This is a genomic window from Stenotrophomonas sp. HMSC10F06 (genome assembly GCF_001807865.1).
Classification (GTDB): Bacteria; Pseudomonadota; Gammaproteobacteria; order Xanthomonadales; family Xanthomonadaceae; genus Stenotrophomonas; species Stenotrophomonas bentonitica_A.
Genome location: NZ_KV791285.1, coordinates 205,284 through 230,633 on the forward strand (window position 1 = coordinate 205,284; position 25,350 = coordinate 230,633).

Below are 25,350 nucleotides of genomic sequence, written 5' to 3' on the forward strand. Positions count from 1 at the left end.
GGGGGCGGTCCGTCGTTCGTATCGGGTCCGCTGTCCTTAGCAGGTCTGCTGGTCGTATCGGTAGTGCCGGCCGCTGGCCGGCTCCCGGTTCTCTCTGCATCGTGCAGCTGCCGGCCAGCGGCCGGCACTACCTGGATCAGGGCGCTGCCGGCCGGTGCTACCTCTATCAGCGCGCTGCCGGCCAGCGGCCGGCACTACCTGGATCGCGGCACTACCCGGATCAGGACGCTGCCCGCCAACGGCCGGTACCTACCGGCCTTGTTATGCGTCGGGGTCCGGCGTTGCCGCCGGGTCACGTACCAGATGGATATCCGTCGGTGCGGACAACGCGATCCCGGCGACGGCAAACTTCTGCAGCATCGTGAAATACAGCTCGCTGCGTGCGCCGTACACCGCACGCGGACCCGAGACGTAGGCGAAACTGTTGATCGCGATCTGCCCATTGGCGATCGAATCGATGAACACCGACGGTGCCGGGTCACTCAGCACGCCCGGGTGATCGGTGTATGCATCCAGCAGGATCTGCCGCAGCGCGGCCACGTCGGTGTTCAACGGCACCGAGAACTGGATCTGGATCCGGCCCTGCGCGTTGCCCATCGTCATGTTGCGGATGGTCTTGGTGATCAGCTCGGAGTTGGGCACGATCAAGGTGGATTTGTCGCCGACCTGGATCTCGGTCGAACGCACGCTGATCCGCTTGATATCCCCTTCCTGGTCGCCCAGCTTGACCCAGTCGCCTATCTTGACCGGCCGCTCGGCCAGCAGGATCAAGCCCGAGACGAAGTTCTGGGTGATCGCCTGCAGGCCGAAGCCGATACCCACCGACAGCGCACTGACCACCAGGGCCAGCTTCTCGAAGCCGATGCCCAGCGCGGTCAGGCCCCACAGCACTGCGGCGATGATGCCGAGATAGCGGGTGACGGTGCTGATCGAGTTGCGTGCACCGGCATCCAGTTCGGTTTTCGGCAGGTAGGTGTCGCTCAGCCAGCGCTGGAACGCCTGCATCACCGCCCAGACCACCAGGAACACCAGCACCGCGTACATCACGCTGCTCGGTCGGAGCGTGGTCTCGCCGATCTTCAGCCCGCCGGACAGCGAATCCAATCCCCCGAGGAAGGCGTTGAGGTTGCCGAACGGTGCGGCCAGCGCCAGCAGGCCGAGCACGATCACGCCCACGCGCAGCACCGCCGAGAGCAGCACGCCGGCCTGCTCCACCCGCGATTCGCTGAGCCCGGTGGTCAATACGATGGTCTGCCCGGCACGGCTGCTGGGCGCGAGCGCCCAGGTGGCCAGGTCATCGGCGAATTTGAGCAGCAGCGAGACGGCCATCAGCACCACCGCGCCCCAGACCAGCTGCTGGGCCACGAACAGCGCGAAGTTGAGATAGCCCAGCAGCGTGGCGATCACCGCCGCTGCCACGGCGATGTGGCCGGCCAGGCGCGCGAGCACGATCCAGCCGCTGCGGCGGGGCGCGCCGCGTACCTTGCCATCGCCACCAGCGCGGGGATCGGCACGTGCTTCGGCTTCGGCAGCTTCAGCCGCCTGGCGGTTGTGCATGCGCGCCAGCGAAACCAGGATCGCGATGATCAACGCCATGTACGTGAGCGCGATCAGCCCATCCACGGCCACCGTGGTGACTTCGCTGGTACGTGCCGCGCGGTCCAGGGCGACCAGCATGATGCTCAGCCAGGTCAGGCCGGCCGCGCCCCAGGCGTACTTGCGCAGGCGCCAGGCCGCGCTGTCATCCAGCGACAGCAGCCGCCACGACGGCCGCTTGGGCACCAGCAGGCAGGCACTGAGCGCAGCGATGAAGGCGGCCACGAAGGTGGCCACTTCGAAGGTCTGGGCCACCGACTGCAGGCGCGGCGGGATCGCGCCGATCGCATCCAGTGACTCGACCAGTGCCACCGCCGCCAGGCCGGGCAGCAGGGTGCCGACCAGCAGCAGCCACACCGCCAGCCCGGAGCGACGCAGGCGGCCATCCGGTGCGCGCTCGGAGGCAGCGAAGCGCCGGCCCAGCGCGCGCAGCCACAGCCGCAGGGGGAAGAACATCACCAGGGCCACGCCCAAGCCGATCAGCGGCGCGGTCCAGCCGTGCCGGGCGATCGCCTTGCGCGCGGCGTCCACGCCCATGTGGTACAGGATCGCCAAGCGATCCACATCGCCCGGCACATCCTTGGCGAAGCTGCGCCACAGCGCCGGCGACAACGGCGAGGCGACCTTGCGGGTCAGCTGTTCGCTGAACTGGGTGACCCGCATCTTCTCGATCCGCTCGCCGAGCTGCCTGGCGTCCACCGAAAGCAGCTTGGCGCGGGCGATCTGCGCGTTGATATCGGCCTTCTGCTGGTTCAGCGCCTTGCGCTGCCGGCTGACCTCCGGTGGCTCGACGGTACCTTCGGCCACCTCGCCCAGCTGCGACAGGCGCGCGTCCACCTGCTTGAGCTGCGGGTCCAGTGCACTCTGCAGGCCGTCCGCATCGCGCTGGACGGCCAGCGCGCGGTCGGACAGCGCCTTGAGGGTCTCGGTGGTGGCCGCATCCTCCAGGTCGTCATTGATCGACCGGAAGGTTTTTTCGGCCTGGGCCAGCTGCTTGGCAGGGTCCGGATCCGGGTCGCCGGCCTGGGCCAGCGCGATCGGCGCGGCGCCGAGCCAGGCGAACAACAGCAGCCACGACAACGACCGCACCACAAACGAAGAATGACGAAGCGACACGCCAGCACCAACGGTTCGCGCGGACCACCGCGCCTGCCCGCGACTATAAACCGGGCCCCGTTCAGAACAGGTATGCGGCCCTCAGTACTTCAGGCGGAGCTCTTCGACCTGCGGCTGCAGGCGCGCGTACCAGTCCTGGAACTCTTCTTCGGTGATCTCCTCCGGCGCGTAGACCGCGATCTCGTCCCAGGCATGATCGGTCGGCAGCGGCTGCCGCGGCCCGGCACGCAGGGTATAGGTCACGCCCTCATGGTCGAGCACGTCGTCGGCGGTCTCCCGCTGCTGGCGGGCAAAGCCGGTTTCGCTCTTGAGCAGAATCACCTGGTACATCCGCATCTCCATCGCTGTTGAAAGAAGCGCTCAAGGCGCCCCTGCCCAGCATAGCGCCGCCCACGCGGCCGGAGCATGACGCATCGACAACGCAGCGTTCTCGACGCCGTACTCGCCTCGGCTTCACCCGGCCGTGGCAGCAGGCCCGGCATCGTGGGATCGCATTCCCACCAGCCGTTGCCCATGACCACACATCCCGACCTGAAGACCGTTCCCGACCTCAAGCTGCCGCGTTACCTGGGCACCTGGTACGAGATCGCCCGCCTGCCCATGAAGCACGAGCCGGAAGGCTGCACCGATGTGTCCGCGCATTACAGCCTGAAGGACAATGGCCATGTCGCCGTGGTCAACCGCTGCCGCATGGGCAACGAGATCGAGGAAGCCGACGGTGAGGCCTGCCCGGTCGATAACGACACCGCGCGGCTGGAGGTCAGCTTCCTGCCGAAGGGCCTGCGCTGGCTGCCCTTCACCAAGGGCGACTACTGGGTGATCCAGATCGCCCCGGACTACAGTGTCTCGCTGGTCGGCAGCCCGGACCGCAAGTACCTGTGGCTGCTCTCACGTACCCCCACGCTCGATCGCACCACGCAGGAGCATTATCTGGCGCAGGCGCGGCTGCAGGGCTTCGACCTGTCCGAGCTGATCCAGACCCCGCATACCGGCCATCCCACCGCCTGAGGCCGCAATGGATCTGAAGAGCGGTTACCCGTTCTGGGCCGTGCGCAACGGCCTGATGCATGCGTTTCCACCGCTGGAAAACGATCTGAACTGCGAGGTGCTGGTGGTCGGTGGCGGTATCAGCGGTGCGCTGATCGCCGACGAGCTGTGCGCGCACGGCCATGACGTGGCGCTGATCGAACAGCGCGATATCGGCTGGGGCAGCACGGCGGCCAGCACCGCGCTGCTGCAGTATGAGATCGACACCCACCTGATCGACCTGGCCCAGCGCTACGGCGAGGAGGCTGCCGTACGGGCCTACCAGGCGTGTGCCGATGCCATTCCGGCCATCTGCGAGGTGGCCGCGCCGTTCCGCGATGTGGATTGCCATCGCATGGCCAGCCTCTACTACGCGAGCAAGCGTGGGCATCAGGCCGTACTGGCCGAAGAATGCGCGCTGCGTGCCAAGCATGGTTTCGACGTGCGCTGGCTGGACAGCGACAGCGTCGCGGACGAGTACGGCATCCGCGCGCCGGGGGCGATCCTCAGCGCGCTCGCCGCACGCATCGATCCGTACCGGCTGACCTACCGCCTGCTGATGCGGCTGCACAAGCGTGGCTGCGGGGTCTACGACCGCACCGTGCTCGACACGCTCACCCCCACCGCGCGTGGCGTCACCGCCACCACCTTGGGCGGTGCACGCATCCGGGCCCGGCATGTGGTGCTGGCCACCGGCTATGCCGGACAGCGCTGGTTGAAGCCCTCGGTGGCCCGCAACCGCAGCAGCTACGCCTTCATCACCGACCCGATCCACCCGGATCTGCTCGGTCCGCTGCGTGAAACGATGGCCTGGGAATCGGCGCGCCCCTACCTCTACCTGCGCAGTACCGGCGAAAACCGGCTGCTGATCGGCGGCGAAGACGACGCCATCGATCTCCCGGCGCGGCGCGACCGGCGTGTGGAGAGCAAGACCGGCAAGCTGCTCAAGAAGACCGCCAAGCTGTTTCCGCACCTGCCGCTGCAGCCGGCCTTCTCCTGGGGCGGCACCTTCGCCGAGACCCACGATGGCCTGCCCTTCTTCGGTCCACACCCACAGTGGGGGCCGCGGGTGCTGTTCGCGATGGCCTACGGCGGCAACGGCATCACCTACTCCATGATCGGCGCCGGGCTGCTGCGGTCGCGGATCGAGCGCCGCCGGCATCCGCTGGCCGAGCTGTTCGGATTTGAGCGCCTGGGCTGAGTTCCCCTTGCAACGCACGCCATGACAGGCATCATTCAAACTACGGCTGCTAGCGTCAGCGCTGTCGGCCGTCCCGCCTGTCTGCTCCGGAGCCTCTCATGATCCGCCTGCTTCCCCTGCTGCTGTGCCTGTCCCTGCCCGGTGTGGCGCTGGCCCAGTCTGCCGCAGGCGCCACCGGCCCGCAGTCCGCCACCGGGCTGGACCTGAGCATCCCCGACGCCCCGCTGCAGTACCTGAGCGACCAGTCCCTGCGCGGCGATCCGCCCGGCACCTTCTACGGCGACCGCACCGGCCGGCGCTCCACCGACCGGGCCGCCAACGGCATCGCCCACGTGACCGACGACAAACTGCGGGTCAACGGCAGCGTCACCACCGGCATCGGCTACGCGAAGAATTTCGGCAACACCCATTACAACGCCGCCGAGCTCAACCTGAGCAAGAACTACACGTCCGACGAAGGCAATACGCGCAACGTCAACGTCAACATCCGGGTGAGCGAAGGCAAGGGCCCGGGCTTCTTCGGCCCGTACGGCTATGACGGTTTCGATGGCTACGGCGGCTACGGCCGTGGGCCCGGCTACTGGGATTACCCGGCGCGCTGGTAAGCGCTGCAGCGGTGGGACACTCACGCGGACGGCCGGGGCAACCCGGCCGTTCGTGCATCCGTGCGCCGTGACGCGGGATCAGTCCCACCAGCCATCGCGCTTGCTGGCCAGTACGCGGCCATCGTGACCGCTCATGCGTACTTCCACGCGCTGGTTGCGGGCATTGCGTGCATCCAGCGTCCAGGTGGCGCCATCGCGCTCGAGCGACTCGATCTGCGTCAGCCCGGCCTTGCCGGCCAGCGCCAGGATCTGCCCGGCATCCAGCAGCGCGCGGCCATCGCGCGGGTCGAAGATCTCACCCTTGGTGTCATCGATGATCACTTCATCGACGGTGCCGTCCTTGCGGGTCACATCCGCCTCCCACACGCCATCATCGTGCTCCAGTTCGTGCACCTGGGTGTAGCCGGCCGCGCTGAGCCTGGCCTGCACCTGGGCGGCGGACAGGTTGGCGGCGAAGGCCGGGGTGGCGAATAGTGCGGCGGCCAGGGTGGTAGCGGCAATCATCGTCTTCATGGGAATCCTTGAGGGGGCGCCGGTCCATTCCGGCACCGCCAGTCTGGCCACCACGCCTAACCGGACCATGAGGGGCACTGTTAGATACTGTTTAGACATCCCCGGTATACCGGTGGCCTGCCCTTTGCCCTGCGTGCCCGCATGTCCGCCCTGTCCCTGATGCTGCCCCTGCTGTTGACCCTGGCCCCGCAGGACCCGATGCGGGTGCTCGACGGTGGCAGCCGCCAGCAGGACAGCGTGCGCCAGGCGGTCCGGCAGGGCCGTTTCGTCCCGCTGGAACAGGTGGTGGCCGATGCACTGCGGCGCTATCCCGGCAAGCTCATCGAAGTGGAGCTGGATGAGGACACCTACGAGGTCGAGATCCTCGGCCCGGACGGCGTGGTGATGGAGCTGGACTACGATGCGGCCACCGGCCGCCTGCTGAAAATGGAAAAAGACTGATGCGCGTGCTGCTTGCCGAAGATGACGCCCTGCTCGCCCGCCGCCTGCAGACGCTGCTGGAAGACGCCGGCTACGTGGTCATCCATAGTGCGGAGGGCCGGGACGCCGAGTACCAGGGCCAGATCGAAGACATCGCCGCGGCCGTGGTCGATCTGGGCCTGCCGGGCCTGGACGGGCTGAGCGTGATCGAGCGCTGGCGCCAGGCGGGCCGGGACTTCCCGGTGCTGGTACTGACCGCCCGCGCCCGCTGGCACGACAAACTGGCCGGCTTCGATGCCGGCGCCGATGATTATCTGACCAAGCCGTTCCAGCCCGAAGAGCTACTGCTGCGCCTGCGCGCCCTGATCCGCCGCAGCGCCGGTCATGCGCATCCGCGCCTGCAGTGCGGCCCACTGGTGCTGGACGTCAATGCCGGCCGCTTCGAGCTGGACGGTGCGCCGCTGGCGCTCAGCGCGCAGGAACACCGCATCCTCAGTTACTTCATGCATCACCCCGATACCGTGCTGAGCCGCGCGCGGCTGGGCGAGAACGTCTACGAGGACGGCTTCGATCCGGACTCCAACACGCTGGACGTGCTGATCGGGCGGATCCGCCGCAAGCTGGGCAGCGCGTTGATCCACACCCACCGCGGGCAGGGCTTCCGCCTCTCGGCGACGCCATGACCACCGGCTCGCTGCGCACCCGCCTGCTGGTGGCCGGTGGCCTGGGCCTGGTACTGGTCTCCGCGCTGGCCACCTGGTGGCTGGGCGCGATGTTCGAGCGCTCGGCACGCACCGCGATGGACGAGCGCCTGGGCAACGACCTGATCGCGGTGCTGGCACTGGCCGAGAGCGATGCCAACGGGCAGCTGCACTGGCGCGACACCCTGGCCGACGAGCGCTACCGGCGCGTGTTCTCCGGCGACTACTGGCAGGTGCTGGACGCGCAGGGCCGCCCGCTTGGGCAATCGCGCTCGCTGTGGGATGACGCGCTGGCCGCCCCGACCGCGCTGCACCCGGGGCCGGCGCAGGCCTTCGATGCCACCGGCCCGTTGAAGCAATCACTGCGCGTGCTGGCCCAGCAGGTGACCCTGCCGCGCGCCGCCGCACCGGTGATCGTCATGGTCGCCACCGACCGCAGCCAGCTGGATGCCCAGGTTGCCAGTTTCCGGCAGCGCACCGCACTGGCCCTGGCCGTGCTGATCGCACTGTGGTTCGCCGTACTGGTCACCCAGGTGCATTACGGGCTGCGGCCGCTGGCCGAACTGGGCCGCATCGCCGGACAGGTCCGCAACGGCGAGAACGTGCGCTTCCCGCAGCAGGGCCTGGTCAAGGAAGTCGCGCCGCTGGCCGGCCAGCTCAATGCGCTGCTCGATCACCACCAGCGCATGGTGGTGCGCGCCCGCCGCAGCGCCGAAGACCTCGCGCATGCGCTGAAGACACCGCTGACCGTGCTCATCACCGAAGCCGAGGGGGATGGCAGCGACTGGCGCCAGACCCTGCGCAGCGAGACCGCGCGCATGCAGGCCAGCATCGATCGTTACCTCGCTGCAGGCCTGGGCGCGGACAGCCAGCAGCGCACGCCGGTGGCGCCGGTGGTGAGCGCGCTGTGCGGGCTGATGCAGCGCGTACATGCCGCGCGCGGGCTGCGTTTCACGTGCGACAGCGAGGATGCCGCCGTGTTCGCCGGTGCGCGCGAGGACCTGGAAGAGATGCTCGGCAACCTGCTCGACAATGCCGGCAAGTGGGCCGCGCAGGCGGTGCGGGTGGACGTGGCACGGGACAGCAAGCAGCTACGCATCACCGTGGCCGATGATGGCCCGGGACTCCCGCCAGCGCAGCTGGAGCGCGTGCTGGAACGCGGCGTGCGGCTGGATGAGCGCTCGTCGGGCAGCGGGCTGGGATTGTCGATCGTGGCCGACATCGCCGAGAGCTACGGTGGCACGCTGGTCCTGGCCAATGACACGCCGGGGTTGCAGGCGACGGTGACGTTGCCGGCAGGCGGAGCAGCCACCGGGTAGAGCCGACCGTTGGTCGGCTGCTTTTCGCGAACACCCCAACGCGCCCAGGTGCGCGCCAGCTTGCCAGCATTAGAGCACCTGCTACGAACACCGGTCGGAGTCGGGCGCGTGGCGACGCGTTCTTCTCCACGGCGCCCCCCTGCCTGTCATGCGCGCATCCACCAGCAATCAATGGCATCCAGCACGATGTGGATGATCAGTCCGATCCCGAACAGGCGCGTCTTCTTCGGTACGCACAGCCCCGCATACACCGCGATCGCCGGGGCGGTGTGCAGTGGATGGAACCCGATGCTGCAGCGGTTCGGGGCGTAGATCGGATCGGCCAGCAGGTGGTCCAGATCGATGATCCAGCCCAGCAGCATCAGCACCCAGGCGGACAGGAAGCGCTTGCGCCAGAACATCCACGCCAGCAGCGCGGGGACGGCCGCATGCAGGAACAGATGAAAGATCGCGCGCGCGCTCATGCCGGTGTCGGGTGCCTTGCAAAGACCGCCGGGCAATGCCCGGCGTTACGGACAGCCGGGTGCGGCCCGAAGGCCGTCACCCGTAAACGCTGGCTTACGTCAGCGGCTCGTCGGACAGGTAGGTGTAGCCGGTCAGGCCGGCCTCCAGTGCCTCGGACAGTTCCTGCGCGCGCTCGGGCGAGAGCTTCGCCGCCGCCACGCGCTCGGCATAGCTCGCCCGCAGATCGGCCAGGCTGTAGCCCACGTAGTCGAGCATCACATCGGTGGTGTCACCGCGGCGCTGCTGGGTAATCGCGTAGCCATCGGCATCGGCCAGCACTTCCACCGCATCCGTGTCGCCGAACAGATTGTGGATGTCGCCCAGGATTTCCTGGTACGCACCGACCATGAAGAACGCGATGCGGTAGCTTTCGCCCGACTTCAGCGCATGCAGCGGCAGCGAGGTGTCCAGGCTCTCGTTCTCGACATAGGTTTTCACCATGCCGTCCGAATCGCAGGTCATGTCCGCGATGATGCCGCGGCGCTCGGGCTGCTCGTTCAGGCGCTCGATCGGCACGATCGGGAACACCTGGTCGATCGCCCAAGCATCGGGAATCGATTCGAACACGCTGAAGTTGACGAAGTACTTGTCCACCAGGCGTTCGTTCAACTCGTCCAGCGCCGGGCGATGGCTCTTCTCGTCATAGCTCAGGCGGGCACGCACGGCGTGGGCGATGGCGTAGAACAGGTCATCGATGCGGGCGCGCTGCGGCAGGTCGATCTGGCCCAGCGCATAGCTGGCAAGGCCTTCGGCATGGAAGTGCTGCGCTTCCTGGAACAGCTCCACCGCCGGACGCTCATCGAGCTCGGCATGGATCTCGCGCAGGTGGCGGATCGCCGCCGGCTCGTCGTCGTGCTGGTCCGGCACGCGGCCTTCCTGCGCCTCTTCCACTTCGGAGACGTTGGCGATCAGCACCGCGTGGTGCGCGGTCATTGCGCGGCCGCACTCGGTGACGATCCGCGGCGGGGTCAGGCCATGTTCTTCGCAGGCATTAGCCAGCGGCTGCACGATGTTGCTGGCGTAAGAGTTCAGGCCGTAGTTGATCGAGCAGAAGCTGCGCGAGCGGGTGCCTTCGTAATCCACGCCCAGCCCACCGCCGACGTCCACGTGGGTGATCTTCGCGCCCAGGCGCGACAGTTCCACGAAATAGCGGGTGGCTTCGCGCATGCCGTTGGCGATGTCGCGCACGTTGGAGATCTGCGAGCCCATGTGGAAATGCAGCAGGCTCAGGCAGTCGGCGTATTCGGTATCGCGCAGCGACTTCCACAGGTCCAGCAGCTGGCGCGGCGAGAGGCCGAACTTGGCCTTGTCGCCGCCGCTGTTCTGCCACTTGCCCGCGCCCAGCGAGGCCAGGCGCATGCGCACGCCGAGGCCCGGCTTCACGTCCAGCGCCTTGGATTCCTCCAGCACCAGCTTCAGCTCGGAGGGCTTCTCGATGACGATGAAGGTCTGCAGGCCCAGCTTGCGGCCGATCAGGGCCAGGCGGATGTACTCGCGGTCCTTGTAGCCGTTGCAGACGATCAGGCCACCCGGGCGCGACAGCGCCAGCACGGCCATCAGCTCGGGCTTGCTGCCCGCTTCCAGGCCGAAGCCCTCGCCGTGGTGGCTGGCCAGGGTGCCGGCCACGCCGCGGTGCTGGTTGACCTTGATCGGGTACACGGCGGTGTAGCCGCCCGGGTACTCCCAATCGGCCTGGGCCTGCGCGAACGCGGCCTGCAGCTTGCCCAGGCGCTGGCCCAGGATGTCCGGGAAGCGCACCAGCAGCGGCAGCTTGGCGCCGGCCTCGCGGGCGGCGTCCACGATCTTGGGCAAGGACACCACCGGGCCGTCCTGGCCAGTCGGTCTCACCACCATGTGTCCTGCCTGATCCACGTCGAAGTAACCATCCGCCCAATGCGGAATCGAGTAGGTCTTGCGGGCTTGGTCGAGGGACCAATCGGTCATTTCAGTGGGCCTGGTTGGTAAAAAAGGGGGTGCATGATAACGCCTATGTGGCGACAGCTCCGTTATCATGCGCGCCCGCGCCCGTGCTCAGGCTTGAAACCTGAACGGGCCAACCCGTCCGGACGTGGCTTGCGCCACGCGGCACCGCCGCCAGCCCGGCTCCACCACCCTTCCGAACAGGACTGCTTCTCCATGACTGACAACAACAACTGGTACATCGAACACTTCGAGCGCACCGGCTCGGCCATCGGCTACCGCCTGACCGGCAAGCTGGATGAAGTGCAGTCGCCGTTCCAGAAGATCGAGATCTTCGCGACCACCGACTGGGGCAACCTGATGACCATCGATGGCGCCATCATGTTGACCAGCAAGGACAACTTCTTCTATCACGAGATGATCAGCCACCCGGTGCTGTTCACCCACGCCGCGCCCAAGCGCGTGGTGATCATCGGCGGCGGCGACTGCGGCACCCTGCGCGAAGTGCTCAAGCACACCGGCGTGGAGAGCGTGACCCAGTGCGACATCGATGAGCAGGTCACCGTGATGGCCCGCAAGCACTTCCCGGAGCTGTGCGATTCCAATGACGACCCGCGCGCCGAGCTGTTGTTCGACGACGGCGTGGCCTACATGGCCAACTGCCCGGCCGGCAGCGTGGATGTGGTGATCGTGGATTCGACCGATCCGGTCGGCCCCGGCGAAGGCCTGTTCAACAAGGCGTTCTACGAGAGCTGCTTCAAGGCCCTGAAGGACGACGGCATCCTGGTGCAGCAGTCCGAATCGCCGCTGATGCAGCTGGACCTGATCAACGAAATGCGCACCGAGATGGGCAAGGCCGGCTTCGGTTCGTTCAAGACCCTGCCGTTCCCGCAGCCGTGCTACCCGACCGGCTGGTGGAGCGTGACCCTGGCCCGCAAGGGCGAGAGCAGCTTCGACTTCCGCCAGGCCGATTCGGCTGGCAAGTCGTTCGAGACGCTGTACTACACCGCCGCCCTGCACACCGGCGTGCTCGTGACCCCGCCGTTCGTGGCAGCGGCCCTGAAGGGCTGATCGAAGGCGTGCCGACCAACGGTCGGCACCTACCGGTTCGCCAACAAGAAACCCGCGCTGGCAGCAGCGCGGGTTTTTTGTTGTTCCGTCACCGGGTAGTGCCGGCCGCTGGCCGGCAACCCCCTGAACCCCAAGGCCTCAGATCGCCCAGATCCCAGCAATCACCGCCACCACCAGGCCCCACTTGATCACCTGGTAGGCCACCACGCTGCGCTCGCGCAGCGCCTTGGCCTTCAGCCGCACCTTGTAGACGCTGCCGAAGGCCTTGTTAACGCCACCGGTCGGGTCACCCGGCAGGTTTGGCGAGGCGCCACCGGCCAGCAGCGTGGACGCCACCGCGCGGTTGAACAGGCCCGGCAGGCCGAAGCGCAGCGGGCGGGCGATGTCGCAGAACAGGATCACGCGGTCGTCCGGCGTCTCGTTGTGCGCGTGGTGGATGTAGGTCTCATCGAACATCATCCACTCGCCATCACGCCAGCTCTTCTTGATGCCATCCACCACGATGTAGCAGCCATCGTCGTTCGGCGTGGCCAGGCCCAGGTGCAGACGCAGCGAGCCGGCGAAGGGATCGCGGTGCGGGCGCAGTTCGCTGCCCGAGGGCAGCTGGGCGAACATCGCCGCACGCACGTCCGGCAGCGATTCCAGCAGCGCGGTGGTCTTCGGGCACAGCGCCTTGGCCGAGGGGTGCGAGGGGCCGTACCACTTCAGATAGAAGCGCTTCCAGCCGCGACGGAAGAACGAGTTGAAGCCGGCATCGTTGAACGTGCTGGACGCAGCGATCTTGTCCGCGTCGCGCAGGGCCAGCGCTTCGTCGCGGATCATCTGCCAGTTCTGGCGCAGCGGCTCGAGCTGCGGGAATTCCTTGCCCGGGTCCAGGAAGGGCGTGGTCGGCACCTTCGAGAACGCATACATGATCACGTTGATCGGGGCCATGAAGCTTGAGTGGTCCAGCAGCTGGCGCGACCAGCGCGCGCGCACCTTGCCGCGGTAATGGATGTACAGCACGCAGGCGATGAACAGCCCTGCCAGCACGATCTTGATCATCAGTCTTCCTCCGGCACAGCCGGACCCGAAATGGTGGGGGCGATGCACGGAAGTGACCGGCACCGATACGGCGGCAGAGGGCGGGGACGTGCCGGAGAGGGGCGGCCGCCGATGTCGCGAACAACAGCATATGGTCCGCAGCGCCTGCGTCGCGGTCAAGCACAGGCTGGGCGATGTTCAGCGCCGGGTGACCCATGCAACCGCCTGCTGCGTTGGACGCACGGAAGCGTTGCCTGCCCCGCACTCCCCGGTGATCGCTGGCAACCCGCTGATATAGAACGAAATTATTCCAAACGATACAAGATTGTCCGCTTCAGCGTGACGAACTGTTCCACGCCGGGCGACGACATTTCTCCGACATCATCCGGATTCGTGTACTGGCGAGTACTAAAATTAACGAAATCTTTAGTTCCCACCATAAGCAGCACCGGTACGCCTGACGCATTGCGCCGACCGCCGGGTCGCACAGACCCCTATGAACACAATCGTTGCCTCGTGTGTCGATGACACCGCCCCCGCCGAGCTGCTCAAGCGCGGCGAACGCCTCCTGGAACCCGACGTCTACCGGACCTGTCTCAACGGGCAGCCGGCCGTGGTCAAGGATTACACCCGTTACCGCGGCACCCCGCTGTCGCCGATCGCCCGCCTGCTGGTGCGCCGCGAGGCGCGCATCCTGCAGCGCCTGAGCGGCTGGAAGCACGCGCCGGCCCTGCTCGGCACCATCGGTGGCCTCGCGCTGGGCATGGAGTTCATTCCCGGCCAGACCCTGAGCGCGGCCCAGTCGGTCGGTATCGAGGTCTTCGAGCAGCTGCAGTACGCGCTCACCCGCCTGCATGCCGCCGGCATCACCCACAACGATCTGCATGGCACCAACGTGATGGTCAGCGGGGGCGTGCCGGTGCTGGTGGACTTCACCTCGGCCTGGCGCAGCCCGCGCTGGCTGCCGGTGCACCCGGTCTCGCGCCAGCTGCGCCGCAGCGACATGAAGAATCTGCTGAAGATGCGCCAGCGCCTGACCGGCGAGCGCCCCAGCGCCTCCGAGGCGGCCCAGGTGGCCGACCCGCGCTGGGTGGCCGGTGTGCGCGTGGCCTGGAAGCGCTTCTACCGCTGGTTCAAGGGCCACGCCTGACAGCGGGCGGCCTGGGAATGCCGGCGCGCGTTACAGCGCGTCGGCGTCCAGCTCACCGGTGCGGATGCGCACCACGCTGCCCAGGTCGTACACGAAGACCTTGCCGTCGCCGATCTTGCCGGTGCCGGCGGCTTTGACGATGGCTTCCACCACCTCCTCGACCTGATTGTCGACGACGGCCACCTCGATCTTCACCTTGGGCAGGAAATCGACCACGTACTCCGCCCCGCGGTAGAGCTCGGTGTGGCCCTTCTGCCGCCCGAAGCCCTTGACCTCGGTGACCGTGATCCCGGTGACGCCGCGCTCGGCCAGCGCTTCGCGCACGTCGTCGAGCTTGAACGGCTTGACCACCGCCATGACCATCTTCATCCGTCTGCACTCCTTTCTTTCAGGCTGCGAGGATAACGCCTGTCCGCCGGTGAACGCGATGCGCGCGGTCAGTGCCGCCGGCAGCGGGGCGGCTTATCCTTGGCACATACCCCGCGGAGCCGCAGCATGATCGACCTCAACCACCTCGATGACCTCGCCCGCCGCCTGAGCGACATGGTCCCCCCGGGCCTGCGCCAGTCGCGCGAAGAACTGCAGGCCACCTTCAAGACCGCGCTGCAGGCCGGCCTGGGCAAGCTGGACCTGGTGACCCGCGAGGAATTCGACGTGCAGCGCGCCGTGCTGCTGCGCACCCGCGAGAAGCTGGAGGCGCTGGAGAAGACGGTGGCCGAGCTGGAAGCACGTGGCGGATCGGCTGCACCGCGCGAGTAAGCCGGGCTTGCGCTGACGCGCGTCAGGCGTCCTGCAGCACGAACCGCTCGATCGCCAACGCCACGCCGTCCTCGGCGTTGGTGGCGGTCTCGAAGCGCGCCGTCTGCTTGACCGCCGGAATCGCGTTGCCCATGGCGACGCTGGTCCCGGCGAACTGCAGCATGGTCAGGTCGTTCTCCTGGTCGCCCACGGCCATCACGTTGGCCCGGTCCACGCCCAGATGCGCGGCCAGCTTCTCCAGGCTCGGCCCCTTCCCCGCCCGGTGATCAAACACTTCCAGGAAGAACGGCGCGCTCTTGAGCACCGCGAAGCGGTCGGTCAGTTCCGAGGGCAGGCGCTGGATCGCGGCATCCAGCACCGCGGGTTCGTCGATCATCATCAGTTTGATGAACTGCATGGCCGGGTCCATGTCCTCGACCCGGCGATACGACAGCGGCACGTTCGACAGGTGCGAATCGGCCACGGTGTAGTGGCTGATGTCCTGGTTGGGCGTGTACATGCGCCGGCCATCGAGCGCCTGGAAGTGGATACCGAGTTCGCGTGAGATCCGCTCACAGAACACGAAGTCCTCGAAGCTCAGCGGAAACTCGACCACGCGCTGGCCGTTGCCGATGTTCTGCACCAGCGCGCCGTTGCAGGCGATGCAGTAATCCTGCTCGCCGTGGATACCCAGCTGCTGCAGGAACGGCGCCATGCCAGACACCGGTCGGCCGCTGGCCAGCACCACCTGCACGCCCTGCGCGCGGGCGCGGGCGATGGCCTGCATCACCCGGGGCGTGAGCGTGTGGGACGGATCAAGCAGGGTCCCGTCCATATCGATGGCGACCAGTTCGATCGGGCCGGAGCGGTGGTGCATATCCATGGTGTTCGACGGCGTGGAGCGTGGGGGCATCCAGTCTAGCGGCAGTGCCGGGTATGGTGGCGGTGCTTGCCTACCCCGTGGCGCGGCAAGCGCTGATGGATGGGTTATCCATGTGCTGCCATTGTGTTCGGCATGCCGCAGACCCCGGAAACAACCGCATGAGCCTCGCGCTGGTGCACAGCCGTGCCCGCGCCGGCGTCAAAGCGCCGGCCGTGCGGATCGAGGTATTCCTGTCCGGCGGGTTGCCGCATACCCAGATCGTCGGGCTGCCGGCTGCCGCAGTACGGGAATCGCGCGACCGCGTGCGAGCCGCCCTGATCTGCGCGCGGTTCGAGTTTCCGCAGCGGCGCATCACCATCAACCTGGCCCCGGCCGATCTGCCCAAGGAGGGCGGGCGATTTGATCTGGCCATCGCGTTGGGCATCCTCGCCGCCAGCGGTCAGATCAATGCGCAGTCGCTGGACAGGTTCGAGTTCCTGGGCGAGCTGGCCCTCACCGGTGAACTGCGCGGGGTCGACGGCGTTCTGCCTGCTGCGATCGCTGCCGCCGGGGATGGCCGGAGCCTGATCGTGGCTGCGGCCAACAGTGAAGAGGCGGCGTTGGCCCAACATGCCGACGTACGCATCGCACGCACTCTGCTGGAAGTCTGCAGCGCCCTTGAAAGCGGCACGCTGCCACCGGCTGTGGCCGCCGCCACGGTGCCGGTCAGCATTCCCGACCTGCGCGATGTGCGCGGGCAGCTGCAGGCGCGCCGGGCGCTGGAAGTGGCCGCCGCCGGCGGGCATCACCTGTTCATATGGTAGCCGATTAAGGGATGAATAGGGGGTCTCAATAGCCGAGGGTTGCTCAGCGCCCTAGCCGGAAGGTTGCAACAACTGGTCGAAGCTGCAAGCCTCCTAAGCCCAAACGGCTAAGGAGGGTGAGATGGGCATATACGATGAGCTGAAGGATGCTCTTGAAGCAGAAGAACGGCGATCGGTGGGCGACAGCTTCGGAGGGGAAGGCGTGCGTTCGGTGTTCAGCCTTGACCCGGCGTATCAGTCATTGATGATCGGCGTCGCTGATTACCCATCGGATCCTCTTGGCGTGCTGATGGCGGACCTGGCACGCCAGGTACACGATGCTCGCCTGTTCCGCTGGATGATCTTTGACGCAATGAGGTTCGCATTCCTCATTGAGCTGACCAATATCCGAGTCTCCTCGACAAAGACGAAGACTCGTTGGATGCCGGTACCCACGAGTCCAAACACCTCTACAAGCTTTGGGTCGACGCCGCCGTTCGACCAGGCTCACGATCCACGCGCTTCCAGCTACGCGGAGTGCTACGAAATGTTTGAGGGCGTGCTCGTACTGTTGCTTAACGATCTGGAGTTCCGAGCCACTGCTCTCACTCTTGCTGGTCGCAATGGAGAGTGGACCTACCCTCTGACGTACCAGGTTGAAGACGCTGCCCACATCCACACTGGTTCCAACATCCGTAGAGCGGACCTCACTGACCTGAACTGGCTGCTGAAGGTAGAAGGCATCTTGATGCAAGCCCCCAGCTTTGGGGTCGCTCCAGTTCTTGACATGGATACCGTCAAGAAGATCCGGACTAAGGCGTACCGTACGGACAGAGCGCAGACTGGCACCACGCAGACAAACCGCGCAAAAAGGTGGGAAGCATCCTACCGGGACTATCAGTACGCAAATGTCGAGTCTTGCTGGTCGGTAGAAAGAGCGCTGCTCCAGTCGCTCGCGGATTTCTCTGGGTTCCCCTCGCAAGCTCGTGCACTGCTAGTCGCGCAGGGTCTAGCGCCCGCGACATGGACCATGCAACGCTGCCCCGTCACTCTGCAGGTGCATGCCTTCGCTGACTTCACTGCGCAGATGTCCATAGGCAGATCGGATTTTCATGTTGGACACCTGCATCCTCTAAAGGCTGGCGGTAGGCACGTGGGGTCCAACGTGGCTTGGCTATCGCGGGACGGCAATCGAATCCAGGGCGACCTATCGCTTGGCGATGCACACTCCCTTATCCGCACCATCGCCCACCGGCTTGACAACCCCTAGCTAGGCACCAGAGATCCGCGCCATCAAGATAGGGGTAGTCGGCGGGGGCATGCAAAGCTATGATTCCATGATCTGTTTTTCCGCTCGAGCCGACCAGTTCATGAAATCCACGCCAGATCCTTCCTATCAACCTAGCCAGGCTTTCGCGGAGCTACGAAACTACCTGGCTGGGCGAGCGCTAGGTATCAGCCGCGACTCATCGCTCATGCACGAAATCGTAAAGTGCATGTTCTGTGTTTCTGTATTCCCGGACCTTGCTGGGAAGTCATCGCCGGAGGAATGCGCTACGGCGTACCGGGAAGCCTTCCGCAAGGTGGCTGCCATGCGGCAGACTGTCTTTAAGCGCGATGAAGAGTTGCTGCTGGACCCCGGCTCCATCCATCAGGTGGACAAGGTACTGTCGCGCTTCGACTTTGAAAGCGAGCAGCAAGATCCACTCAGTGAACTCTACCAGGTCTTCGTGTCGAACGAGGTGCGAGGAAGGGAGGGGCAGTTCTTCACGCCTACTGTAGCCGTACAGTGGATCGTCGAAGCCCTCGATCCCCAACTGGGTGAACGAATTATCGATCCTGCCTGCGGCGCGGGAAGTTTCTTAAGTTATGCAGCTCGTCATATGCGAGCTAATGGCGCCCCACGAGAGAAAATCGTGAAATCGCTGCATGGCATTGAGAAGGATCGCTACCTTGCAGACCTAGCCTCCACCCACATCGCTCTTACGTCGTTGGTACCAGGAAATGTGGTATGCGCAGACTCTATTGAGCGCCGCATGGAGTCAGGAGCAGCGATCCCGTTTGAGCTGGACGGGACGTTCGACGTGGTCGTCACCAACCCTCCGTTCGGCTCTAAAATCAAGGTGGGCACAGAAGCCACTCTGCGTGGATTTGATCTCGCTCACAAGTGGTCTCGGAAGCGAGACAGCACCATCTTTACTCGCACCGACAAGATGGCTACCAGCCCCATGCCCCAGATCCTTTTTCTGGAGCTATGTCTGAGGTTGCTGAAGCCAGGCGGCAGGATGGGTCTTGTCCTCCCTGAAAGCATGTTGTCCAACACTTCGTCGGGATACATCAGTCAGTACCTCCTAGAGAAGGCGCACCTTGAGGCAGTCGTCGGCATGCCCGAGAATCTGTTCAAGACGTCTGGCAGTGGTGGCACCCACACCAAGACATGTCTCGTCATCGCCCGAAAAAAGGCGCGTAGCAGCAAGAGCACGACCGTATTCATGGCGGAAGCGAAGTGGTGTGGTCATGACAGCCGTGGCTCCCGTATTCCCAATAACGACATTCCTGAGATCCTGACGAACTTTAGGAAGAGCGAGAAGTCTCTTAAGAGCTCACCACTCGGATACCGACTCAAAGAGTCCGACATCGTCTCGAACATCATTTCCCCTCGCTACTACGAGCCGAGCTCTGCGAAGGGTCTGTCCGAGCTCAAAGCTACGCACGACCTCGTCCTGATATCAGACCTGGTTAAAGATGGTGTGTTGGAGTTTGACACCGGCATTGAAGTGGGCAAGCTCGCGTACGGCACTGGCGACATCCCCTTTGTTCGCACGTCGGACATATCCAACTGGGAAATCAAGCTCGACGCAAAGCAAGGCGTTTCAGAGGAGATCTATGAGGCTTCGCGCGCCAAGCTGGATGTCAAAGAAGGCGACATCCTCATGGTGAGGGACGGGACCTACTTGATTGGGACTTGCGGCTTCATTTCCAAGTACGATGAGCGGATCGTCTACCAGAGCCACATCTACAAGATTCGAGTGAAGAAGCCTGATGTAATTTCGCCGTATTTGCTCCTTGCAGCGCTTAGTTGCAAGCCAGTAATCAAGCAAATCCAAGCAAAACGCTTCACTCAAGACATCATCGACACCCTTGGCAACCGGGTCTACGAACTCGTTCTACCCATTCCAAAGGATGCGGCTAAGCGGAAGAGTGTTGAGAAGATGGTGAAGAAATGTATCTTCGATCGCGTGGAAGCTCGAGAGCTCGCGAGGTCGGCTAGAGAAGAGATTTGCTCAAGCTAGGCTTTTTCGCGTTGCCGAGCATGCAAACGCTGCTCAACGGAGCGGACCGCAGCTGCGGTCCACTCCTTCCGTCTTGACGTCCGGCTACCGGATTGGTTCAGTGCGGCGGCTATGAGCCTGAAAGAGCCAATACCACTTGCTCTGAGCGCGGAAACTGCAGGCGCCATTCGAACGGCGAACGCGTCTGCTTGCTTGATCCTCGTAGCTGTCCCTAAAGCGCCGGCGGACCGAATGCGTGGATTTCCCAGCTTCGTTCCCCGTGCCTTCGCTGCCTGCAGCGCAGCCTTCGTCCGATGAGATATCAAGTCGCGCTCGTACTCCGCCATGGCAGCAATCACGTGGATCGTGAACTTGTTCGCAGACGGCATGTCCGCCGCCACAAACTCCACGCCAGACTCCATGAGCTGTGCGATGAAGCTTAAATTACGAGACAGCCGGTCGAGTTTTGCGATGACCAGCGTCGCGCGTTGCTGCCTGCACGCCTGCAATGCCCTGACCAGCCCAGTCCTGTCCGATCGCCCTCCTGATTCAACATCTTCATACTCTCCGACTAGATCGCCGGATACTGCGCGCACGTAGTCTGCGACAGATGTTGACTGGGCTGCCAATCCAAGCCCGCTACGTCGCTGCACTTGGGTCGAGACTCTGTAGTACGCAATGAAATCAGCCATTCGTATGGTTTCCAAACGCCCGTATTGTTATTATATAACATCTCGCCGCAGCTGGAGAGGATCTTGTTGCAAGGGTCCAGCGTGGTTAGTCGCAGGGTCCTGCCGACTGCTGGGAGAGCCAGTCGGATTCATCGAGGTTGTCATTGACCTGGACTGAGACACAGATGGATTGGTTACCCTTGAACCAAGGGATCTGGCAGCCAGCGTTGCCACACACGGCTGGATCGCCTGCCACTTCGAGCGGAAATGTTCCAGCAGTTTTTCTTGAGGGCGCGTATCCGTCTTCCAGTAGCTGAGCTCTTCGCTTGGCATAGGGCTCGTCACCGGTAGTCGATGAGCTGGGCGCTGAATCCGCACCATGCTTTGGACTGGCTGCCGTCTCTGGGCTTGGAGATCGCGGCATAGTCATGCGCGACACTCCGCTACCCACCGGAGCACTGACGTAGGGTGCGCGGTTAGTCGGATCATCGTTGAAGGGCTCCACGTCCGTGAAGCGGATATTGAACTCCGGTTCTTCCATGGACCCGCGCTCCGTCATGCTTGACTCCCACGTCCCCATTTTGCCGGCAGGGTCGCCCAAGAATTCTCCGTTGAACATCACCCAGTCGCCCTCATGAAGGTTAGCGAGGACACCGAATAGCGGGCTGGTCTGCGTGATGAGCGAACCGTAGCGGGCATCTGACATACGGTTGCTAACAGTTCCGTACGTAATATCAAAGCCCTCCATGGAAGTGGCGATCCGGAAGGAAACGACGTCCGCGCCTTGATCCGTGCTGATGCTTTCGACAGTTCCGAGCCAGCCACGAATCGGGCTATGTGCGGCGAACTGGCTCCGACTCTCGTTGCATGAGTTGAAGGCTAACGACCTCTGAATCTCGTTAGTGCCAGCACGGTAAGCAGCCATGCAACCTCGGTTCAGATCAACGAACTGCCGCTGCGAGGATGGATAGGGCAGCTCGCCAGGACCCTGATGACAGGCACTCAATGCCAGCCCTATTGATACCGCCAGAAAGACGCTCGTACGACCCATAGACCCACGCTCCATATGATACCTATAGGTAGTCTACCTGTAAGTCTGTAGAGCTAAAAGGAGCGGTCTCTTAGGGTTTGGGCTATGACAACCCCCCTATTGCAGCAGCTTGGTAGAGCATTGCGCGACCGCCGCCTGGCGGCAGGCTACAGTCAGGAAGGGTTCGCGGACCTTATTGGGATGCACCGGACCTACTACAGCGCCATAGAGAGGGGCGAGAAGAACTTGCAGCTGGATACCCTTCAGAAGGTCTGCGTCGGGCTGGACTGCAAAGCTTGGGAAGTCCTGCGGGAAGCCGACGCATAAAGGTTGCAAGCCCAGCCTGCCGGTGGCACATCGACTCTCGGAGGCATCCGAATAAGGTCCTCCGCTCGGCTCACCCGGACCAATCACGCCTACGAAAACATTGGGTCTGAAATTCGCAAATCTGGACGCTCCTCCAGACGAGTGACCTCCATGATCCGCCCGACTGCGTATTCGTATTCGCATCTCAACGCCGCACAGCGCGCCCGGCTCAGCCAGCTGATCCCCCCGAATGATCCAGGTCCGCGCGACTCCAAGACGTCTCGTAGCGGTTCCTACGTACCTGCTAGGCACTCGCCTTCATCCACGCTGAGCCGGGTCGCGCAACAGCATGCTGCGGTTCTTAAGCACTTCCGCGAGCGTGAATTTGACGGAGTCGCTGTCACGCTTACGTTCAAGTCCGGTCGATTTCCGGAATACCTCAGCGAGGAAGTGGCTGAAGCCGCTGTCCGCGAGTTGATCAAAAGGCTGAACAAGTTCGCCAATGGTCGTCATCGCCCCAACCTTCAGGTGATCGCCGTACGAGAGGGCGGCACCGGACGTAACAGCAGTACGCGCCTGCACTACCACCTCAAAATCGAGGTTCCTCCGGGCATCAGCGCGGAAAACTTTGCAAAAAAAGTGGAGCAATATTGGACTCGGTTGAGATGGGCAAGTCGTGATCAGAACCGAGTTGTACCCAAGACCGATCACGGCTGGGTTAGCTACATACTGAAGACGCGCAGCAAGCCGGACTATGCAGACGCCATTGATTGGCAAAACACGCAGGTCCCGCCCCACCCGGTTGCCGAGTGCACGGGCGGAGGCTGACGTTGAGTCGAGCTATCAGGGCAGCGATGCTGCCTTGATAGCTGCGCTGTGGGCGAAGGTCGGACCCAGAGGCAAGGAACTTGAAGACTAATTTGAAAGTCAAGTTGAGCCTCAGTTTGGTCATCTCTCCATCGCGCCGCCCGGAAGGTCCTTAAAATCGAACTGGCCACTCAGCGAGCTGTCATCCGTTGACCATGCGCATTTCCTTCATTCGAAGACTCGGCGGCGCCTTGAAGTTGGGACCGGTCAAGGCGTCGAAACGCTCGGAAGCGCCCGTCCGATAGATGATGTGAACTTCGAAGCAGCGTTCACGGAGCAGTTTTCGAAGACCAGCAATGGACTTGACCCCGTACTTGCTCTTCCAATCCGCTGCTTCAGAACGTGTTTCGACGTCACCATCTGGAGGCAGCGCGCCTCCATCTGCTATCTCCTCTGCGACGTGGATGGACGGGTGCACTACGACTCGCTCGATCAAAGAAGCTAACTCTGCAGCCAGCGCCCGCCGCTTTCCGGCAGCGCCTTCGCTCTGCGGATTGATCTCCACCATCAAGGTCGATAGCGCAGCTTTCCGCTGGCCATGGTCGCCAACGTGAAGGTCCAATAGCTCCCTATCCACAGCTGCTAGTTCAGCGGTCGCCCGACCAATGATGGCCTCCTGCTCGGTGAGACCCATGAGAAGAGCTTTGCTCTTGCCGCTATCGCCGATAGCGTCCGCGTAGTTCGTTGCCTTTCTCTGTGCCCGTTCCCTTTCGTCGATCAGCTCGCTGCGCCTGGTCCTTGCCTTTATAGAACGGGTATTCATCGTCAGAGGATCTAGGATCTTTCGTGCGTCGATGCTATCAACGGCTTCGAGCAGCAGTGTCTCCATGATCTGGTATCGGATCAAGGGCATGGAACAGCTGCCCTTCGAAGATGCGACTGAGCATTGTAGGTACTCACCCCCCTTAGGTAGGCTCCCTTTGGAGATGTATCGGTAGCCTGCCCCACAACGGCAGCGCAGAAGCCCAGTGAACAGATTCGCGTACTTCACGCCTTTACGTCCAGCGCCTACGACCCGCCTGATGTTCAGCCCCCTGCTCACATCTTGAAAAACCGATAGGTCCACGACCTGAGGGTAGTACCCCTCTATCGGGTCGCCATCCGGAATCCGCACTTGCTTGCCTTCCTTCATCTTTATCAAGTGGGGCTGGTACTCGCCGAGAACGGTGCGGCTGTGGAGGATCTTCTTGATGTAGGAGTCGCGCCACACTGCGTTTGGACGCGCTCCCCATGGCTTCTCGCCACGCTGGTTCAGCGTCTTCGCAATCGAGTACGCACCCCATCCGTCTCGAGCCCACTCGAAAATCTGCCTGACAGTCTCAGCGCGACCGTCGTGAATCTTCAGCTCTCCGTCGCCCACATAGAGCCAGGCGGGAACGCGGCGAGTCGCGACTTGGCCTGAAGCGCGCGCTTTGGCTCGCTTCGCCTTCCAAGCCTCCCGCCCGCGAAATGCCTTCGTCTTGGACTCCTCGTGTGCTCGAGCCATGACGAAAAGTGCACCAATCAAGCTGATCCCTTCCCCGATCGTCTTTTCCGAGTAGACCTCTTCGGGCTGCAAGGTGACGACGGTGATGCCCTTCCTGATGAGCGCCATGAGCAAGGTGAGCGCCTCCGCGACCGTCTGACGGCTCAGCCGATCAATGGACTCCACGATCAGGACGCTTCCCCGCTCGACTTTCCCTTCATCAACCGCAGCAAGAAACCTACTGAGGGCGCCAAACGCTACGTTCATGCCGTGGTAGGCAGATACGCCAAGGTCATCGTACCGGTCAACGATTTCCAAGGCGTGTCTCTCGGCATATCCGCGCGCCATCTCGACCTGGCGACGCTTTGAATCCCCCTTCAGCTGATCGGGGGTGGACATCCGAGTGTAGGAGTACGCTTTTGTCATTAGCATCATCATGCCTTCTTAGGTAATAGGCTACAACATGTTGCTGCTTGGCACGCCGGGCTGCGGCAAGACGCTGCTGGCGTCGCGTCTGCCCGGCATCCTGCCCGCGGCCAGCGAGCTCGAGGCTCTGGAAGCGGCGACCATTGCCTCATGCAGCGGCCAGGGCATTGATGCGGGGCGCTGGCAGAAGACGGGCCCACGCGAATAACGGAGGCACAGCTGGCATGTCTCTCGTTGGCCATATCGGTATACGGAGGCTGCACGGACCAGCACGGCCTAGGGCGGCACCATTCCAATGCATCCGAGAAGCTCGAAGCAGTTAGGTATTAAGTCGACGTCTACAGGGCACGGCACTCTTTGCTTCCGAATAGCGAGCGAGTAGATAGCCGGATCAGACGCCACGACACGGCGCCGTCGTGCAAAATGCCTGAGTGCCCTGGATCACCCGTGCGCTCGGCGAGTCGGTTACATCCCTTTATTGCTCCAGTATCTTGCCAGGCAGAGAGACTGGAGCTGACGCATCTCTAGGCCTAACGTCGGCTTCGAGCACAGCAAGTTAGACGGCGCGACAGATTGTTAAAGTGCTGCTCCCACGACCCGGCAGCGAGCGTCCGCTTCTGGCCGGAAGCAGTTGTGGGCTCGACACGGCAGCAACTGACCCAAAGCGGACATCCATCAGTGCTTGTCCACTGCTCTTGATATGCGGCTTGGTCTGCTTGCTGGGTCCGGCTATGCATGGGCTTGC

24 protein-coding genes and 2 pseudogenes are annotated in these 25,350 nt (G+C 63.9%); 15 read left to right on the plus strand and 11 right to left on the minus strand.

The features are described 5' to 3' along the window. Nucleotides 1-261 precede the first annotated feature (261 nt). On the minus strand, nucleotides 262-2,676 hold the full coding sequence (locus tag HMPREF3113_RS11185) for a DUF3772 domain-containing protein (RefSeq protein ID WP_254665283.1): 2,415 nt from the start codon (nucleotides 2,674-2,676) through the stop codon (nucleotides 262-264). 117 nt (nucleotides 2,677-2,793) lie between these two features. Then, nucleotides 2,794-3,042: a hypothetical protein gene (locus HMPREF3113_RS11190; protein ID WP_026070111.1), complete on the minus strand. Its 249-nt coding sequence runs from the start codon at nucleotides 3,040-3,042 to the stop codon at nucleotides 2,794-2,796. Between the two features lie 183 nt (nucleotides 3,043-3,225). Between HMPREF3113_RS11190 and HMPREF3113_RS11195 the strand changes: the two genes are divergently transcribed. From HMPREF3113_RS11195 to HMPREF3113_RS11205, 3 genes are all read left to right on the plus strand, one after another. After that, nucleotides 3,226-3,720, plus strand: coding sequence for a lipocalin family protein (locus tag HMPREF3113_RS11195; RefSeq protein WP_046273045.1), 495 nt, complete (start codon nucleotides 3,226-3,228; stop codon nucleotides 3,718-3,720). A 7-nt stretch (nucleotides 3,721-3,727) separates the two neighbouring features. Next, the gene (locus HMPREF3113_RS11200; RefSeq protein WP_070472391.1) at nucleotides 3,728-4,939 is read left to right on the plus strand and encodes an NAD(P)/FAD-dependent oxidoreductase; all 1,212 of its coding nucleotides are present in this window, start codon (nucleotides 3,728-3,730) and stop codon (nucleotides 4,937-4,939) included. A 98-nt stretch (nucleotides 4,940-5,037) separates the two neighbouring features. After that, on the plus strand, nucleotides 5,038-5,544 hold the full coding sequence (locus tag HMPREF3113_RS11205; RefSeq protein WP_019185267.1) for a hypothetical protein: 507 nt from the start codon (nucleotides 5,038-5,040) through the stop codon (nucleotides 5,542-5,544). A gap of 78 nt (nucleotides 5,545-5,622) precedes the next feature. Here HMPREF3113_RS11205 and HMPREF3113_RS11210 read toward each other — a convergent pair whose 3' ends face one another. After that, nucleotides 5,623-6,057, minus strand: coding sequence for a PepSY domain-containing protein (locus HMPREF3113_RS11210; RefSeq protein WP_019185266.1), 435 nt, complete (start codon nucleotides 6,055-6,057; stop codon nucleotides 5,623-5,625). A gap of 198 nt (nucleotides 6,058-6,255) precedes the next feature. Here HMPREF3113_RS11210 and HMPREF3113_RS11215 point away from each other — a divergent pair, with 198 nt between their 5' ends. Genes HMPREF3113_RS11215 through HMPREF3113_RS11225 form a run of 3 tightly spaced genes read left to right on the plus strand, consistent with a single transcriptional unit; the run spans nucleotide 6,256 to nucleotide 8,497 of the window. Next, entirely contained in the window at nucleotides 6,256-6,498 is a 243-nt protein-coding gene (locus HMPREF3113_RS11215; RefSeq protein WP_046273066.1) for a PepSY domain-containing protein, read from the plus strand. Next, a complete protein-coding gene (locus HMPREF3113_RS11220; RefSeq protein WP_019185264.1) occupies nucleotides 6,498-7,160 on the plus strand; it encodes a response regulator transcription factor in 663 nt (220 codons plus the stop codon). Before HMPREF3113_RS11215 ends, HMPREF3113_RS11220 begins: the two co-directional genes overlap by 1 nt. Then, complete coding sequence (locus tag HMPREF3113_RS11225; protein ID WP_070472394.1) at nucleotides 7,157-8,497, plus strand: sensor histidine kinase; 1,341 nt, start codon at nucleotides 7,157-7,159, stop codon at nucleotides 8,495-8,497. The genes HMPREF3113_RS11220 and HMPREF3113_RS11225 overlap by 4 nt, the downstream gene beginning before the upstream one ends. 146 nt (nucleotides 8,498-8,643) lie before the next feature. Here the strand turns inward: HMPREF3113_RS11225 and HMPREF3113_RS11230 are convergent, their stop codons facing one another. After that, nucleotides 8,644-8,961 (minus strand): DUF6122 family protein, encoded by a 318-nt coding sequence (locus HMPREF3113_RS11230; protein WP_070426137.1) that lies wholly within the window; start codon nucleotides 8,959-8,961, stop codon nucleotides 8,644-8,646. 94 nt (nucleotides 8,962-9,055) lie between these two features. Then, complete coding sequence (gene speA, locus HMPREF3113_RS11235) at nucleotides 9,056-10,945, minus strand: arginine decarboxylase (RefSeq protein WP_070426138.1); 1,890 nt, start codon at nucleotides 10,943-10,945, stop codon at nucleotides 9,056-9,058. A 192-nt stretch (nucleotides 10,946-11,137) separates the two neighbouring features. Between speA and speE the strand changes: the two genes are divergently transcribed. Continuing rightward, complete coding sequence (gene speE / locus HMPREF3113_RS11240; protein ID WP_070472397.1) at nucleotides 11,138-11,992, plus strand: polyamine aminopropyltransferase; 855 nt, start codon at nucleotides 11,138-11,140, stop codon at nucleotides 11,990-11,992. A gap of 138 nt (nucleotides 11,993-12,130) precedes the next feature. Here speE and HMPREF3113_RS11245 read toward each other — a convergent pair whose 3' ends face one another. Beyond that, a complete protein-coding gene (locus HMPREF3113_RS11245; RefSeq protein WP_070472400.1) occupies nucleotides 12,131-13,036 on the minus strand; it encodes an aspartyl/asparaginyl beta-hydroxylase domain-containing protein in 906 nt (301 codons plus the stop codon). 475 nt (nucleotides 13,037-13,511) lie between these two features. Here HMPREF3113_RS11245 and HMPREF3113_RS11250 point away from each other — a divergent pair, with 475 nt between their 5' ends. Continuing rightward, nucleotides 13,512-14,165, plus strand: coding sequence for an RIO1 family regulatory kinase/ATPase domain-containing protein (locus HMPREF3113_RS11250; protein ID WP_070426140.1), 654 nt, complete (start codon nucleotides 13,512-13,514; stop codon nucleotides 14,163-14,165). 30 nt (nucleotides 14,166-14,195) lie between these two features. On the opposite strand, the gene HMPREF3113_RS11255 is transcribed toward HMPREF3113_RS11250, so the two are convergent. Further along, nucleotides 14,196-14,534 (minus strand): P-II family nitrogen regulator, encoded by a 339-nt coding sequence (locus tag HMPREF3113_RS11255; protein ID WP_070472404.1) that lies wholly within the window; start codon nucleotides 14,532-14,534, stop codon nucleotides 14,196-14,198. Nucleotides 14,535-14,660: 126 nt separating this feature from the next. On the opposite strand from HMPREF3113_RS11255, the gene HMPREF3113_RS11260 reads away from it, so the two are divergent. Then, entirely contained in the window at nucleotides 14,661-14,924 is a 264-nt protein-coding gene (locus HMPREF3113_RS11260; protein WP_019185256.1) for a ubiquinone biosynthesis accessory factor UbiK, read from the plus strand. 22 nt (nucleotides 14,925-14,946) lie between these two features. On the opposite strand, the gene yidA is transcribed toward HMPREF3113_RS11260, so the two are convergent. Further along, nucleotides 14,947-15,786, minus strand: a complete 840-nt coding sequence (yidA, locus tag HMPREF3113_RS11265) for a sugar-phosphatase (RefSeq protein ID WP_070472407.1) — start codon at nucleotides 15,784-15,786, stop codon at nucleotides 14,947-14,949. 158 nt (nucleotides 15,787-15,944) lie between these two features. Here yidA and HMPREF3113_RS11270 point away from each other — a divergent pair. The 3 genes and pseudogenes from HMPREF3113_RS11270 to HMPREF3113_RS11280 all read left to right on the plus strand — a co-directional run. Next, nucleotides 15,945-16,583 (plus strand): annotated as a pseudogene (locus tag HMPREF3113_RS11270) (magnesium chelatase domain-containing protein); the annotation flags it as partial. A gap of 127 nt (nucleotides 16,584-16,710) precedes the next feature. Then, on the plus strand, nucleotides 16,711-17,838 hold the full coding sequence (locus HMPREF3113_RS11275; RefSeq protein ID WP_070472411.1) for a hypothetical protein: 1,128 nt from the start codon (nucleotides 16,711-16,713) through the stop codon (nucleotides 17,836-17,838). Nucleotides 17,839-17,887: 49 nt separating this feature from the next. Next, on the plus strand, nucleotides 17,888-19,861 hold the full coding sequence (locus tag HMPREF3113_RS11280; protein ID WP_083298774.1) for an N-6 DNA methylase: 1,974 nt from the start codon (nucleotides 17,888-17,890) through the stop codon (nucleotides 19,859-19,861). On the opposite strand, the gene HMPREF3113_RS11285 is transcribed toward HMPREF3113_RS11280, so the two are convergent. Next, nucleotides 19,858-20,532: a recombinase family protein gene (locus HMPREF3113_RS11285; RefSeq protein WP_070472414.1), complete on the minus strand. Its 675-nt coding sequence runs from the start codon at nucleotides 20,530-20,532 to the stop codon at nucleotides 19,858-19,860. The two genes, HMPREF3113_RS11280 and HMPREF3113_RS11285, sit on opposite strands and share 4 nt — an antisense overlap. 85 nt (nucleotides 20,533-20,617) lie before the next feature. Continuing rightward, a complete protein-coding gene (locus tag HMPREF3113_RS18610; protein WP_139146351.1) occupies nucleotides 20,618-21,436 on the minus strand; it encodes a hypothetical protein in 819 nt (272 codons plus the stop codon). A 210-nt stretch (nucleotides 21,437-21,646) separates the two neighbouring features. On the opposite strand from HMPREF3113_RS18610, the gene HMPREF3113_RS11290 reads away from it, so the two are divergent. Both HMPREF3113_RS11290 and HMPREF3113_RS18615 read left to right on the plus strand, forming a co-directional pair. Further along, nucleotides 21,647-21,868 carry a helix-turn-helix domain-containing protein gene (locus HMPREF3113_RS11290; RefSeq protein WP_070472417.1) on the plus strand — a complete coding sequence of 74 codons (222 nt, stop codon included), beginning with the start codon at nucleotides 21,647-21,649 and terminating at the stop codon, nucleotides 21,866-21,868. Nucleotides 21,869-22,018: 150 nt separating this feature from the next. Beyond that, nucleotides 22,019-22,675, plus strand: coding sequence for a rolling circle replication-associated protein (locus HMPREF3113_RS18615; RefSeq protein ID WP_139146352.1), 657 nt, complete (start codon nucleotides 22,019-22,021; stop codon nucleotides 22,673-22,675). A gap of 181 nt (nucleotides 22,676-22,856) precedes the next feature. Here HMPREF3113_RS18615 and HMPREF3113_RS11300 read toward each other — a convergent pair whose 3' ends face one another. Then, nucleotides 22,857-24,617 (minus strand): recombinase family protein, encoded by a 1,761-nt coding sequence (locus HMPREF3113_RS11300; protein WP_083298775.1) that lies wholly within the window; start codon nucleotides 24,615-24,617, stop codon nucleotides 22,857-22,859. Between the two features lie 16 nt (nucleotides 24,618-24,633). Here HMPREF3113_RS11300 and HMPREF3113_RS18385 point away from each other — a divergent pair. Then, nucleotides 24,634-24,795: pseudogene (locus HMPREF3113_RS18385) on the plus strand (ATP-binding protein); the annotation flags it as partial. Nucleotides 24,796-25,350 lie beyond the last annotated feature (555 nt).

Excerpts from the sequence above, each read along its gene's own strand:
- HMPREF3113_RS11290 (WP_070472417.1), top strand. The coding sequence starts at position 21,647 with ATGACAACCCCCCTATTGCAGCAGCTTGGTAGAGCATTGCGCGACCGC.
- HMPREF3113_RS18610 (WP_139146351.1), bottom strand. The coding sequence starts at position 21,436 with ATGGCTGCTTACCGTGCTGGCACTAACGAGATTCAGAGGTCGTTAGCC.
- HMPREF3113_RS11190 (WP_026070111.1), bottom strand. The coding sequence starts at position 3,042 with ATGTACCAGGTGATTCTGCTCAAGAGCGAAACCGGCTTTGCCCGCCAG.
- HMPREF3113_RS11275 (WP_070472411.1), top strand. The coding sequence starts at position 16,711 with ATGGGCATATACGATGAGCTGAAGGATGCTCTTGAAGCAGAAGAACGG.
- HMPREF3113_RS11285 (WP_070472414.1), bottom strand. The coding sequence starts at position 20,532 with ATGGCTGATTTCATTGCGTACTACAGAGTCTCGACCCAAGTGCAGCGA.
- speE (WP_070472397.1), top strand. The coding sequence starts at position 11,138 with ATGACTGACAACAACAACTGGTACATCGAACACTTCGAGCGCACCGGC.
- HMPREF3113_RS11195 (WP_046273045.1), top strand. The coding sequence starts at position 3,226 with ATGACCACACATCCCGACCTGAAGACCGTTCCCGACCTCAAGCTGCCG.
- HMPREF3113_RS11280 (WP_083298774.1), top strand. The coding sequence starts at position 17,888 with ATGCAAAGCTATGATTCCATGATCTGTTTTTCCGCTCGAGCCGACCAG.
- HMPREF3113_RS11230 (WP_070426137.1), bottom strand. The coding sequence starts at position 8,961 with ATGAGCGCGCGCGCGATCTTTCATCTGTTCCTGCATGCGGCCGTCCCC.
- HMPREF3113_RS11300 (WP_083298775.1), bottom strand. The coding sequence starts at position 24,617 with ATGATGATGCTAATGACAAAAGCGTACTCCTACACTCGGATGTCCACC.
- HMPREF3113_RS11245 (WP_070472400.1), bottom strand. The coding sequence starts at position 13,036 with ATGATCAAGATCGTGCTGGCAGGGCTGTTCATCGCCTGCGTGCTGTAC.
- HMPREF3113_RS11200 (WP_070472391.1), top strand. The coding sequence starts at position 3,728 with ATGGATCTGAAGAGCGGTTACCCGTTCTGGGCCGTGCGCAACGGCCTG.
- HMPREF3113_RS11250 (WP_070426140.1), top strand. The coding sequence starts at position 13,512 with ATGAACACAATCGTTGCCTCGTGTGTCGATGACACCGCCCCCGCCGAG.
- HMPREF3113_RS11255 (WP_070472404.1), bottom strand. The coding sequence starts at position 14,534 with ATGAAGATGGTCATGGCGGTGGTCAAGCCGTTCAAGCTCGACGACGTG.
- HMPREF3113_RS11260 (WP_019185256.1), top strand. The coding sequence starts at position 14,661 with ATGATCGACCTCAACCACCTCGATGACCTCGCCCGCCGCCTGAGCGAC.
- HMPREF3113_RS11220 (WP_019185264.1), top strand. The coding sequence starts at position 6,498 with ATGCGCGTGCTGCTTGCCGAAGATGACGCCCTGCTCGCCCGCCGCCTG.
- HMPREF3113_RS11210 (WP_019185266.1), bottom strand. The coding sequence starts at position 6,057 with ATGAAGACGATGATTGCCGCTACCACCCTGGCCGCCGCACTATTCGCC.
- HMPREF3113_RS11225 (WP_070472394.1), top strand. The coding sequence starts at position 7,157 with ATGACCACCGGCTCGCTGCGCACCCGCCTGCTGGTGGCCGGTGGCCTG.
- HMPREF3113_RS18615 (WP_139146352.1), top strand. The coding sequence starts at position 22,019 with ATGATCCGCCCGACTGCGTATTCGTATTCGCATCTCAACGCCGCACAG.
- HMPREF3113_RS11205 (WP_019185267.1), top strand. The coding sequence starts at position 5,038 with ATGATCCGCCTGCTTCCCCTGCTGCTGTGCCTGTCCCTGCCCGGTGTG.
- speA (WP_070426138.1), bottom strand. The coding sequence starts at position 10,945 with ATGACCGATTGGTCCCTCGACCAAGCCCGCAAGACCTACTCGATTCCG.
- yidA (WP_070472407.1), bottom strand. The coding sequence starts at position 15,786 with ATGGATATGCACCACCGCTCCGGCCCGATCGAACTGGTCGCCATCGAT.
- HMPREF3113_RS11215 (WP_046273066.1), top strand. The coding sequence starts at position 6,256 with ATGCGGGTGCTCGACGGTGGCAGCCGCCAGCAGGACAGCGTGCGCCAG.